This window comes from Cryomorphaceae bacterium 1068 (assembly GCA_027214385.1).
Lineage (GTDB): Bacteria > Bacteroidota > Bacteroidia > Flavobacteriales_D > Cryomorphaceae > JAKVAV01.
In genome coordinates this window covers 430,080-443,685 of the sequence record JAPVXR010000001.1, presented here as the reverse complement: position 1 = coordinate 443,685, position 13,606 = coordinate 430,080, and the positions used below count along the sequence as shown (strand labels likewise).

8 protein-coding genes and 1 tRNA gene are annotated in these 13,606 nt (G+C 45.8%); 5 read left to right on the top strand and 4 right to left on the bottom strand.

Annotated elements, in window-relative coordinates:
• Nucleotides 1-9 precede the first annotated feature (9 nt).
• From O3Q51_01950 to O3Q51_01930, 5 genes are all read left to right on the top strand, one after another.
• Nucleotides 10-780, top strand: coding sequence for a hypothetical protein (locus tag O3Q51_01950; protein MCZ4407554.1), 771 nt, complete (start codon nucleotides 10-12; stop codon nucleotides 778-780).
• A 3-nt stretch (nucleotides 781-783) separates the two neighbouring features.
• The gene (locus O3Q51_01945; protein MCZ4407553.1) at nucleotides 784-1,605 is read left to right on the top strand and encodes a hypothetical protein; all 822 of its coding nucleotides are present in this window, start codon (nucleotides 784-786) and stop codon (nucleotides 1,603-1,605) included.
• 155 nt (nucleotides 1,606-1,760) lie between these two features.
• Nucleotides 1,761-2,498, top strand: coding sequence for a hypothetical protein (locus O3Q51_01940; GenBank protein MCZ4407552.1), 738 nt, complete (start codon nucleotides 1,761-1,763; stop codon nucleotides 2,496-2,498).
• A gap of 84 nt (nucleotides 2,499-2,582) precedes the next feature.
• Nucleotides 2,583-6,188: an SBBP repeat-containing protein gene (locus tag O3Q51_01935; protein MCZ4407551.1), complete on the top strand. Its 3,606-nt coding sequence runs from the start codon at nucleotides 2,583-2,585 to the stop codon at nucleotides 6,186-6,188.
• Nucleotides 6,189-6,214: 26 nt separating this feature from the next.
• Nucleotides 6,215-7,201, top strand: a complete 987-nt coding sequence (locus tag O3Q51_01930; GenBank protein MCZ4407550.1) for a PorP/SprF family type IX secretion system membrane protein — start codon at nucleotides 6,215-6,217, stop codon at nucleotides 7,199-7,201.
• 330 nt (nucleotides 7,202-7,531) lie between these two features.
• On the opposite strand, the gene O3Q51_01925 is transcribed toward O3Q51_01930, so the two are convergent.
• From O3Q51_01925 to dnaE, 4 genes are all read right to left on the bottom strand, one after another.
• A tRNA-Asp gene (locus tag O3Q51_01925) sits at nucleotides 7,532-7,605 on the bottom strand.
• Between the two features lie 104 nt (nucleotides 7,606-7,709).
• A complete protein-coding gene (locus O3Q51_01920; GenBank protein ID MCZ4407549.1) occupies nucleotides 7,710-8,633 on the bottom strand; it encodes a DUF58 domain-containing protein in 924 nt (307 codons plus the stop codon).
• Nucleotides 8,634-8,858: 225 nt separating this feature from the next.
• Nucleotides 8,859-9,176 (bottom strand): thioredoxin, encoded by a 318-nt coding sequence (gene trxA / locus O3Q51_01915; GenBank protein MCZ4407548.1) that lies wholly within the window; start codon nucleotides 9,174-9,176, stop codon nucleotides 8,859-8,861.
• Nucleotides 9,177-9,260: 84 nt separating this feature from the next.
• A complete protein-coding gene (gene dnaE, locus O3Q51_01910; protein ID MCZ4407547.1) occupies nucleotides 9,261-13,538 on the bottom strand; it encodes a DNA polymerase III subunit alpha in 4,278 nt (1,425 codons plus the stop codon).
• Between the last annotated feature and the right edge of the window lie 68 nt (nucleotides 13,539-13,606).

Genomic DNA, 13,606 nt, shown 5'->3' with positions numbered 1-13,606 from the left:
ACAAGAAAAATGATGAGGAGACTATTGAACCTTTCCCTTGCAACCTTAATTCTCAGCTCCTGTGCCATTCACACCGGCAACACTTCGAGCAATGCGGCGGTAACCGATGACAACTTTCGAATAATGGATCTGGCCATTGGCCAAGCCCAAACAAAACAAGTCTTCGGAATCGGCGGATTAAATCCCGATGCCCTGGTCCTTGAAGCAAAAACGGCAATGTATAGAAACTACCCACTGGAGGCAGGTCAGATATATGCCAACGTAACGGTAGATTACAAGCGTTCGTTCTACCTTATAGTGGTTACTACCATGGTGACGGTGAGCGCAGATGTGGTTCAATTTAATCCTTCCGAATCTCAGAAAAAAGAAGACATTTTTTCAAAACAACAAGCAGGCAGACCAAGTGCCGAGCCTATGGCCAAACCCTCGGGAAGAAGCACAAGCGAATACTTGAAACCTGGTGAACAGGTGGGCGTCTATACGATGGGTGACTTGAAAGTGATGAAATTAGAAAACCAAGTCGGGAAGAAACGCTACGAGCTGCTTTCCACCGATTCGAGCAAATTCATTTATGATGTAAAAAGCATCTACCTCATTGATGAATTGACTTATGATTTCGAACATGGGTATTCTGTGGGTGAGCAGGTTAAATGGGAAGTTCGCGGAGAATCTAAGACGGGAATGATTATTGGTGTGAATGAAAATATGCTGGTAATAAAAAATGAAGATAAGATCACCGAATTTCCACCCGAAGATGTAAACCCAATCGAAACAGAATAAGTTATGAGACGAGTTGCCGCTTATTTATTTGGTCTACTTTTTTTGAATTCCTGCGCCTTCCATTCGGGAATGATGACCGCAAATCTCCCGGATAATTTCGATCAAGAAATAATCGCTCAAGCGGAAGGTCGTGCCTCTGCAGTTTACATTTTTGGAATTGGTGGTCTGGATCACAAATACCTTGTAACCGATGCAAAGAAGAACCTTTACTCCAACTACCCTTTAGAAAAAGGTCAAGCCTATGCTAATTTGGTAGTGGATCGGCGGCTGTTTCCTTTTCTGTTGGTCAACGTGAATCAAATTTTCGTTACAGCAGATATTGTAGCCGATCCCTCTCTGAAGAATGATTCTCTTCAGCACTTCTTTGAGCCACCAATCAATGAGAAGGGGCTACAGATATTTTCGAAAGAAGGCATTTGGATAAAAGCGAATGATGAAGTTGCAATAGTAAAAAGCAAGAAGAATGAAGTTGGAAGAATTGTTAGAGTCTTAGGAAGAAAAAAAGTGATGGTTACTTCTCCGGCTTTTGGTGAGAAGAAATATAAATTGAGGAAATTCTTTTTGAAGGATCAGAACGTCCGATTCAAGGATGTCGATTACTTTGTTGGCCAATCTGTACCTGCAGAATATAAAGGAGATGATGTTACCGCCACGGTTTCCGGAATCAACCACAAGTATTTACTCTTACAAACAGATTCAACTTTTTTAGTGCGCTCCATCCACGCGACAAATGAACTCTTGGAAGATGCCGAAAGTGAAGTAAATTCTAAAGGATCTTCTGGTCCAAGTGTAGAGCCGCGACTACGCTCTCCTCAACCAAAATAAAATGCGTTTCTGAAGCTGTGATTATCAAAATTCTAGATGAGAAATCTATTACTGTTATGACTGTTGAACAGGAAGCTATTTAGACCAAAATCAAGAAACATCGAGGTATAGCCAAGAAACGCTATGACTAACCAATTAATAGTTCTTAAAAGACGATGAAAACACTAAAACTATTCACCTTAGCTGTGCTAGCCACTGGCATCAGTTCCTGCGCCTTCCATCAAGGAATGATGAATGACAGCGCCAGCCTGCACGGGCAAGATTTTGAATTAATCGGAATGGCAGTTGGCAATGCACAAACGACTCATGTGCTCGGAATAGGGGGACTTGACCCCACCGGGCTTGTTCTTGATGCAAAGAGAAGTATGTACAACCGCTTTCCACTTAGAAAAGGACAAGCATACGCAAATCTCAGCGTAGATTTCAAGCGGTCATTCTTCTTTATTGTTCAAACAACCCAAGCCACGGTGAGTGCCGACATTGTTCAATTTGGAGAGTTAGAAACGGATAGTCTCCAAAAACTTTTTCAAAATAACCTGGAGCTAGCGTATACTACAAACCTTGACGACAGTGAGGTTTTAGGAATTATGCTAAACGGGAAATTAATCAGAGTAAGCATTCTAAGAAAATCAAATAATGGCCACTTAACCCTGATCGACCAAAACGGAAAAATTTATGAAAACATGAAGCAATATCTCCTATTCCAAATGAAAAAGGGATATACCACCGATGAAATTGATTTCAGCGTGAGAGATCAGGTCGGTTTTAAAATTGATGAAAGTACCTTAGTGAGAGGAATGGTGATTGGAATATCGGGGTCAACCATCGCCATTAAAGCACAAGAAAAAACCTATCAAATCTTTGCGCAGGATATTTTCGAAGTTATCAAGTAAGCTTAACCTGTTAACTATTGCCAAATTCTTATTCCAAGCTACGGTCTGAAATCCTTATCTTGTTTCAATCAAATGAAATCCGATATGAGACAGACGATATTCACGACACTGTTCTTTTTTTTAGTCAGCACGACGTGGGCAGGTAATCCCACACCATCTCCCAAAGCCTTTGTGAAAAACGAGGGCCAAATCCGTACGACTACAGGAGTGGCAAATGACGCCGTTCAATACCTCTGGTCTTCGCGCAACGGGATGAACGTCCAATTCAAAAACTCAGGTCTTGCTTTTGATACTTACCAGAAAAGCGTCGATGATGGATCGATACTCTTTCACCGCATGGACATGGATTTCATTGGTACCAACACAGATGTACGGTTGCTCGCTCGAAACAGATCAGACGAAGAGCTAAACGTGATCAAAGGAGATGAGCGATTCGAAAAAATCGGCCTATACGAAGAACTCATTTACAACAACGTTTACGACAACATTGACATTGTTGCCCACTCCGGTGGAGCGCATTTCAAATATGATTTTGTTCTAAAAGAGGGAGCTCAAGTCAGCGATATTCAGATGAGCTACAAAGGCTTTGATGCCTACGAAGCCGAGGCAGGAGCTATCACTTTCATCCTTTCGGGAAAAGAGATTAAAGAAAATATTCCAGCCAGCTGGCTCAGTGAAACGGGAGAACAAATTGAAGTCGAGTACCGAATTATTGAAGAGGGAGAGCATTCAATCATTGTGGGATTTGAGATTTGCGATGACAATCATCAGAACAAAACGATGGTCATTGATCCCGAGGTAGTTTACGAATGGTCAACATATCATGGTGATAGCCTATACGATACGGCAAATGATATTGTGGCTGATTCACTTGGCAACGTATTCATTGCAGGAACTACGGAGAGTTTAGAGATGATAGCCTCTGAGGGGAGTTACCAAAATACTTATGCGGGTGGCGGCACTGATGCCTACCTTCTCAAATTCAATCAGCACGGTCTTCGGCACTGGAGCACTTACTATGGAGGAAGCTCCGAAGATGAAGGTTTGGGAGTCTGCGTCGATAATTTCGAGCACGTTTATCTGGTTGGGCGCACCAACTCTATCGACTCTATTGCACAAGGAGAAGCTTTTCAAGATTCATTAGCGGGAAATCAAGACGGATTTGTGGCAAAGTTCGACCGTCTGGGAACGATCATTTGGGACACCTATGTAGGCGGCCCAATGGATGATAATGTCGTTGCATGTGAAGCATTCAACAATGGGTCAATTCACGCATTGGGGACTACGGCGAGCACATCATTCTTGGAGGATAATAGCCTGAATGTCCCTCAACCCCATGGTGGAGGAACCGATGCCTTTTTGGTGCAATTGAATTTTTCGGGAGAAGCAGAACGCGGTATGTATCTCGGAGGAACAGGCAACGAAACGGCAGTTGGATTTGCGATCAATGCCATACCTGAGTTGTTCGTAGCCATCAACACGGATGGCTCTACCGGATTAGCCACTTCAGATGCAGCCAACACAGTACCGTTAGGAAATTCAGACGGTGTAATCTTCAGCATGGACACGACCTACAATGTTTGGTGGTCGAGCTACTTTGGTGGAGCGGGTGAAGATATGATCACAGACATCTGCGCCAAGCAAGATGAATTGGTCTTCTTTCTGAGCGGATATTCCGATTCAGAAATAGATGGAATTGAGACCTTCACAGATTTGGCAATGCCGTCAGGTGGGCTGGATGGATTCATCGGAAGTTTCAGCGATCAAGGATTCAACGACTGGTTCACTTACGTTGGGGGCCCATTGGATGATCAAGCCATCTCCATTGACTTGGATGGTGATACATCCATATTCGTACTCGGAAATACGCTTTCAGAAGAAAACATTGATCTCCCCGAAGATGAATTCACTGACCCTACTACCCTGGGCGGCGAGTACGACGCTTTTCTAACACGATATGACATGAATAGTGGAGCAAAACTTTGGGGCAAGTACTTTGGCGGAGAATTGAACGAAACGGCAAAAGGGATGGATGTATACGGCGTTTCCGCAATATTCTTTGCCGGTGAGACGGCGTCAGACTCAACCATTTCCTTTGCTAATGGCGAAGAGGAAGAAGCCCACCAAGCAGAATATGGGGGCGGTCTTGCCGATGCATTTGTTACCAGATTTACAACAAACCGATCCACACCGCCCTATGACATTTGCGTTGGAGGAAATCAATATGGAGTTGGCCAAGGACATTATGATCCAGCCATTTGCTTGGGCGATAGCATTTTAGTAAGTGTAGGCGGAGGGTGCTTGGCACAAGGAGCTATGTGGGTATGGTATGCTGATACGTGTGGAGGTACTGACAATTTTATAGGAGAAGGGAATGAAATTTGGCTCGCACCGGATACCACCTCTTCATTTTACATTAGAGCGGAGAGTATAGATAATTACACCAGTTGTTCATCGGTAAGAATCATCGTTGAAGAACCATTTGAAATTACCGCGACTGTCACCGATTCTATCTGCGAAGGAGAGGAATTGATATTCACAGCCGACAGCGCCCTCACATATGAGTGGATAGGACCTGACACCATTTCATTTTCGGGATCACCCTACACTCTGGATAGTGCCACGGTCGAGAATATTGGCTGGTATTATGTAACGGGAACAGGCCTTGCATGCACCGATGATGATTCAGTGCAGGTCACTACAATCTATCCTGCCCCGTTCATCCAAGCCGACTTGTTTAACCCTACTTGTGTAGGACTGGCCGACGGAACCATTACGATAGAGCCTTTGGACGAAACTATTACCGCTTTCTCTTGGACAGATATCCCGAGTGATACGCTCTTCCGAGATAATCTTTCTGCTGGTTTTTATCCATACTCTGCGGAAAATATTTACGGATGTACGATCAATTCCGGATTCGGACTTTCAGACCCTGCTAACCCTGTAGACAGTATTGCCGTTACACCTGATAGCTGCGGTCAAAGTATCGGTACAGCCATTCTTTCTTTGTCGCCAAATGCATTGGACGAATATGAATTAACATGGTCAGGGGGCGTTCCGGTCAATACTATCGAGGCTCTAGACTTGTCGGCCGGCACTTACACCATTGAAGCATCAAACATCTACGGTTGCACCTTCGAGAATAGCTTGACAATTGGCTCATTTGGAGATTTCACCACTATCATAAGTCCCGACTCACTCTTTCTGGAGTTTCTCCAATCTGAAACCGTCCAAGTTTTTAATACACCCGAACCAGACAATCCAACCTACCTATGGACTCCGGAGAATGGTCTGAGCTGCACGGATTGTAGCACTCCTGTTGTGAACCCTGCTGCCACTACAACCTATGTTGTTCAAGTAACCAGCGAGCTTGGCTGTACCTCTTCAGATACGCTCTTCGCGGAGCGAGAAATCCCACCGCCGACTACATTCATTCCAACCGTATTTTCTCCAAATAACGATGGGCTCAATGACCAACTGTGCATACTTGGAAATGGAATACTGGAAGTTGACTTTGCCGTGTATAATCGCTGGGGTGAAGAAGTATTCGCTACCAGTCGATTGGAATCATGTTGGGATGGCACCCACAATGGCGAGCCCGTATCGGGTGCCCTAATTTATACTTTTAAAGCCGTGCTTGAAGAAGGTGAACCCGTTGAAGAGTCTGGCAATATTCAGATTCTCAGATAGTATTGAGGTGTTTCAGATACGTCATATTGGTATTGTTATTTTCTGCGGAATTAAGTGCTCAAGACGCGCTGTTTTCGCAGCAATATCTTTTGCCCACTTTAATCAATCCAGCTGCAGTAGGCAGTGGTAATGATTTCAGGGCCGGGCTTAACTACCGCAATCAATGGGGATCGGTGGCGAAGCCGTTCAACACCATAGCTGCGAGTTTTGACACCCGCTTGACCAAGAATAGCCGATCCAAAAAGAAAAACGGTTTAGGTGTGGGAATCAACTTCCTGCGCGATAAGGCCGGAGATCCCGAATTAACTACCCTTCTCGTAGAAGCACAAGTAGCTTACCGCGTTCAGCTTTCTGCAAACTCGACTCTCTCGGGAGGACTCTCCACGTCATTTGACCAAAGAAGCGTAAATCCAGCTGATGGAAAATGGGCCAGTCAATTCAACGGAGTATTCTACGATCCAAGCATTGGAAGCGGGGAGTCTTTTGCAGGAGACAGCGAAAGTCATCTGGATTTGGGGGCAGGTGTCGTATATGAAATGCAAAAGAAGCCCATAGGCCGAAGCAAAAAATTACCCCTACTATTTCAAGCCGGTCTGTCAGCTTACCACCTCGGCCGGGTTTCACTTTCCGATTCCCAGTTGCTCACACAAGAAATTGGAGCGCGGGTGACAGGTTTTGCCAATGCCCAAATTGGAATCAAAGAAATGATGGCTGTAGTCCCTGCAGTATTTGGTCATTACCAAAATGGTTCCTCCAAAATTGTAGCGGGTGCATACTTCAAGCAAGTCTTGGTATCCGGAAATACGTTTATTAAAGAGATCAATCAGTCATCCATGATGATTGGGGCTTTTTATGAGCCCTCACGAGCCGTCATTGTAAAAGGTCTGGTAGAATGGGGAAACTACACCCTTGGTTTGGCATACGACATCGACATTTCCGATGTGGCCGATTTTGGTTCATCGGCCAGAGCCTTTGAGCTGAACTTGGTGTATCAATGGGGAAGGAAGAGGTGACAACTTCACGAAAGTGAGATTGCCTCCCTCTGGTCGGCGGACTCAAGGGGGGCTTCGCAAATAAAGCCAATCGCTGCGCGCTTGTTCTTTTTTGCTTTTGGGATTAGGCCAAGCTTGCTTGGCAACTGACTTTTGTTGCAATAAGAAAAATTGTTTCTATTTGAGAGACGAGATTGCCTCCCTCTGGTCGGCGGACTCAAGGGGGGCTTCGCAAATAAAGCCAATCGCTGCGCGCTTGTTCTTTTTTGCTTTTGGGATTAGGCTCAAGCAAGCTTGGCCTAATCCCAAAAGCAAAAAAGCCTTCCATCTTGCGATGAAAGGCTTTGTTTGCGGTCCGGACGAGACTCGAACTCGCGACCTCCTGCGTGACAGGCAGGCATTCTAACCAACTGAACTACCGGACCTCTTATATGCTTCTCATTCGAAGCGGAGGCAAAAGTAAATGATTTTCTTAATTGAACAAACCTATTTTGAGGAAAATAAAACTTTGATTTGAAATGATTCGCAATCACTTCATTTTCCCCCTCTTAATCAAAAACTTGAGCAAGATTTGATTAAAGCCTTCGGCAATATCGGCCTCAACTAAATCAATACCGTACTGTCCACAGCGAATTTTAAGCTCTTCTCGGAATTTTTTGATCTCCGTGAGGTAAGTTTCCCGTATCTCATTCGGGTGCGCCTTCACTTGCTCACCTGTTTCAGTGTCGATAAAGGTATATGGTCTGTTTTCAAAATCGAAGTCGAGTTCGGTCTTCTTGTCTGTAACGTGAAAAAGCACCACCTCATGTTTATTGAACTTCAAATGCTGAAGTGCTGAAAACAGCTCTTCCTCACGATCTGAATTGTCGAACATATCGCTGAACACAATCACAAGGGAGCGTCGCGGGATTCGCTCTGCGACTTCGTGAAAAGCGTCAACCGCAGACGTTTTAGCTCCTGTTCCCTCATCCGCCATAATCTTCTCCATCTCGGTGAAGAGAAATTTGTGGTGTGCAGTAGTGCTCTTGGCCGGTGAATGAAAATTCACTCCTTCATCGAAGGTGGTAAAACCTACCGCATCTCGTTGCCGACGCATAATTTCAGTCAGAGCTGCGGCTGCATAAACGGAAAAGGTAAACTTGCTGTGTTCATCGTCGCCTTTTGGCTCGGGATAGCGCATGGATCCCGAAGTATCAAGAAGAATCCGACAGCGTAAATTGGTCTCCTCCTCGTAGCGTTTTACGAAAAGCTTCTCTGTTCTGGCTGCGAGTTTCCAATCGATGTGTCGCGTGCTCTCGCCTGTATTGTATATACGGTGTTCGGCAAACTCTACCGAGAAACCGTGAAAAGGACTTTTATGTAATCCGGTAATGAAACCCTCCACCACTTGTTTGGCCAAGAATTCAACCTTGGTGAGGTTTTGGTACCGATTGCGATCAATGTTTAATGGCATAAAGTCGAAGTTAGAAAAACCAACGGTGCTAAACCAAAAAAAGCGCCTTAGGGGCGCTTTTAATTACTTTTAAAGTTAGCCTGAACTAACAACAAATAATGTGGCTGAAATGAAAATTCGATAACAAGGCTTTCGAAGTTTTGGAATTCAGGGAGTTGACAAATGTCAATGACTGATTACAAAACAAGAATAACGCAGGTAGCGGATTATTCAGGCAGCCACAGATTACATTTGGCTATCAAGCTTTTCAGTCAGAACGTTCTTAGGAACAGCTCCTACACTCTTATCAACTACTTCTCCATTCTTCAAGAAAAGGATCGTAGGAATGTTACGGATTCCGTACTTCATCGAAATTTCAGGATTCTCATCCACGTTTACTTTTCCGATAACGGCTTTTCCATCGTATTCTTTTGCAATCTCTTCGACTACAGGTCCGACCATTCTGCATGGTCCGCACCATTCTGCCCAGAAATCGATCAAAACCGGTTTGTCTGATTTAAGTGCCATTTCTTCGAAGTTTGCTTGTGTAAATTCAACTGCCATGATAGTATAATTTGAGATCAAAAGTATTTCAAGTTTCGTTGTCGCTTTGACAACTAAACGACGTTGTTCAAATAGGGCACAAAATTAAGCCTTTAACTTGTAGCTGACTCCGTGAATGGTATCTAATTGCTTTATGGAATCATTGGATAAATCTATTCTCATAGATCGAGATGGCATACGAACGGAAAGTTTTCGCACAGGATCAACCACACGAAACTCCACAGCGCAGGTGCCTCCGTTTCCATTTTTGTGCATTAGCGGCTCCAATCCTTTCAGTAACTCCTCGGAAATATCCTCAGCTCTAACCTCGAGCAGCACTTTCTTGGTGCGCTTCTCCCTGAGCTCATTTAGCAATTCGATTCCTGTAATTTTAAATTCCAACTCACCTGTCTTGCTCCATTTCTTGGGCATGACCTTCCCACGAACCAATACGAAAGCTCCTGTGATCAAAAAGTGTTTCAACTTCAAGTAGTCTTCAGCAAAAAGGAAGAACTTATGGGTATCGAAAAAGTCTTCCAGCTCGAAAGTTCCAAAGGGATTTCCGTTTTTGCTCATACGGTGCTGAACGGCTCCCATCATTCCGGCTAATGCCAATTCCTTTCCATTGATCGGATGGAGGTCGCTGAGCAATCGAATATCACCACGGGTGAAGTTTTCAAGCTCCAGCTTAAAATCGTCAAGTGGATGGGCTGAGATGTAAATCCCGACTACTTCCTTCTCTTTGTTCAATCGCTCCAGTGTACCCCATGGAGCCACAGGAGGGGCTACGGGAGTTTGCACTTCTACGGCTACGGTATTTCCGAAAAGGTCGGGTGGGGCATCCTGTGAATCTTGCAAGGCTCCTCCAAATTTCACCAATTGTTCGGCGAAGTTGGCACCACTCGCTGTCTCGGCAAAGTACTGACTGCGGTGAACGGATTCAAAACAGTCCAAGGCTCCTGCCAATGCTAGGTTTTCCAAGCATTTTCTGTTGACGTGTCTCTTGTCCGTACGCGTCACGAAGTCATAAATATCTTTGTAAGGACCGTTGGCTTCGCGCTCTTCGACAATGGCACGCACGGCATTCCCCCCTACTCCTTTGATGGCCGCCATTCCAAAGCGAATTTGATCGTTTTCGTTGACAGTGAATTTCAGATTTGACTCATTCACACTCGGCCCGAGTACAGGCGTTCCCAAGCGGCGACACTCTTCCATAAAGAAGGTCACCTGCTTGATATCGTTCATGTTATTGCTGAGCACCGAAGCCATGTAGGCTGCGGGATAATTAGCCTTAAGATACGCCGTTTGAAAGGCCACCCAAGCGTAGCAAGTGGAGTGAGACTTGTTGAAGGCGTAGGATGCAAAAGCTTCCCAATCCTTCCAAATCTTTTCCAGTACCTTTTCATCGTGGCCCTTGGCTTTGGCCTGCTCGATGAACTGAGGCTTCATTTTGGCCAGGACATCGTGCTTCTTCTTACCCATTGCCTTTCGCAAAACGTCGGCCTCACCTTTGGTGAAATCAGCCAATTTTTGCGAAAGCAACATCACCTGCTCTTGGTAGACGGTGATTCCGTAGGTACTGGTCAAAAGCTCTTCGCAATCAGGCAAGTCGTAAGAAATTTCCTCTTCTCCGTGCTTCCGGCGAATGAAGCTGGGAATGTACTCCATCGGCCCCGGACGGTAGAGGGCGTTCATGGCAATGAGGTCATCAAAGGTCGTCGGCTTCAAGTCCTTCATATGCGCCTGCATCCCTGGCGATTCGTATTGGAAAACTCCAACTGTATCACCGCGCTGGAAAAGCTCGTACGTTTTTGGGTCGTCTAGTGGAATTTCATCGGGATCAATATCAGTCCCATACCGCTCTTTTACAATCACCACGGCATCCTTAATCAGGGTAAGCGTTTTCAACCCGAGGAAGTCCATCTTGAGTAGTCCGGCATCTTCTACCACGGAGTTGTCGAACTGCGTACACCACATGTCGCTGTCCTTCGCAAGAGCGACAGGAACGAATTTGGTGATGTCATCAGGGGTAATGATCACTCCACAGGCATGAATCCCGGTATTCCTGACAGAACCCTCCATAGAGTGGGCCTGGTTCACCACGTCCGACTCCAATCCTTTTCCTTTGGCTAAAGCCAAAAGTTCATTGATACCAACCACCTCATCATCGCGAAAACTGTCTTTGATGGTCTTGTCGTCCATTTTGAACAGCTTCTTCAGCTTCGAGTTGGGGATAAGCTTCGCAATGCGATCAGTATCAGAAAGAGACAACTCCATCACACGACCTGCATCGCGTACAGACGATTTGGCCGCCATCGTCCCGTAGGTTATAATTTGAGCTACCTGATTGGAACCATATTTTTCAATTACATAATCGATTACTTTTTGGCGGCCTTCGTCGTCAAAGTCGATATCGATATCGGGAAGCGATACACGATCGGGATTGAGGAAACGCTCGAAAAGGAGGTCGTACTTGATCGGATCCACATTCGTGATACCAATGCAATAGGCTACAGCCGATCCTGCGGCGGACCCACGGCCTGGCCCAACGGAAACACCCTGATCGCGAGCCTCTCGGCAAAAATCCTGAACGATCAAAAAGTAACCCGGATAGCCGGTGTTCTCGATAGTTTGCAGCTCAAAATCGAGGCGCTCCTGAATTTCGGGAGTGATTTCCCCATAGCGCTTCTTCGCGCCTTCAAGAGTAAGATGGCGCAGGTAGGCGTTCTCTCCTCTTTTTCCGCCGTCTTCATTATCCTTGGCATCAAGAAATTGCTCAGGAATATCAAATTTGGGCAGAAGTACTTCGCTCGCTAGCTCGTAACTCTCGAATTTTGCCAACAGTTCTTCCATATTCTCAATGGCCTGCGGCATGTCGGCAAAGAGCTTCTTCATCTCATCCCCCGACTTGAAATAAAACTCGTCGTTGGGAAAGCCATAGCGGTATTCGCGCCCGCGCTTTCCAACGTATTTCTTCGGTTTGTTCACCGATTCGGCATCGCGCACACAGAGCAGAATGTCGTGTGTGGTGGCATCACTTTTATCGGTGTAATAGGTATTGTTTGAAGCGATTGCTTTTACGCCATACTTCTCTCCGAACTTGATCAACGTCTCGTTAACGATGTCCTCTTCCGGAATTCCGTGACGATTGAGCTCGATGTAAAAATCCTCACCGAATTGCTCTTTCCACCAAACGAAGGCCTCCTCAGCTTGGCTTTCGCCAACGTTTAGAATCAAGAAAGGCACCTCTCCCCAAAGTCCACCAGTGGTGGCAATGATGTCTCCTTTTAGTTCGATAAGTGTTTTGCGATCGATTCGAGGAACGTAGTAAAACCCTTGAGTGAATGAGATCGAAGAAAGCTTGGCCAAATTGTGGTAACCCGCCTTATTCTTGGCCAAAAGAACGGTCTGGTATCCGTTGTCTTTTTTGGTTTTGTCAGCGAGATCAGCGCTAAGGTTGAATTCACAACCCACAATCGGAGTGACATCATTTGCCAAAGCCTCACGCACGAAGTGAAAGGCCGCCATCATATTTCCATGATCGGTCATTGCCACGGCAGGCATGCCGTATTCTTTGGCCTTAGCCACCAAACTACCCACAGTAGACGTAGATTGGAGTATCGAAAACTGCGTGTGGCAATGAAGGTGTGCGAAGACCATGTCTTCCATCTCTCCGATATCAGCTTTATTGACCTGCTTGAGGTCGGTGGCCGTTTCGGGAGCCATTTCGGGAGCCTTCTTGAAATTGGCTGCGGCTAATGTCGGTGGCTCGTAAACGATCTCGGCGGGATTGGTTACTTCGTCGACCGTGAAGACTTTTCGCTCGATCAGCGCGAAGAAGCACTTTGCCGTTGCGTCCACATCGTAAGCCGCATCGTGGGCATCTTCAAACCCCACTCCGAATAATTTGTGGTGGAGTTCGGTGAGTGTAGGCCATTTAAACTTACCGCCTCTTCCACCGGGAATGGCACAATACTCAGTCGAAAGATCTTTGGTATCGAGCTGAGGCGCATCAACGACGGGATAAGGCAATCCTGCTCTGAAGAATTCAGCACCGATGACGTTGACGTCGAATTCAATGTTGTGACCGGCAACGTATTTGGCTTTGGCTCGAGCCTCTTCAAATCTCGCCAAGACTTCTGTGAGAGGAAGCCCCTCTTCCAGCGCTCGCTCGGTGGTAATCCCGTGAATTTTCACTGAGTTGTACGGAATGGTAAAACCATCCGGTTTTACAATCAGATTTTCGGCCGAGATCAGTTTTCCCGTTTCGTCGTGCAACTGCCAAGCGATCTGAACGACTCGGGGCCAGTTCTCGCTATCGGTTACAGGAGCATTGTAATTATTGGGAAGACCGGTGGTCTCGGTATCAAAAATCAGAAACATGGGTGGGGTGCTGTTTGACACAAAAATACCGAATCCCATTCCGAATTTGAGGCGGTGTTAATAAGAAT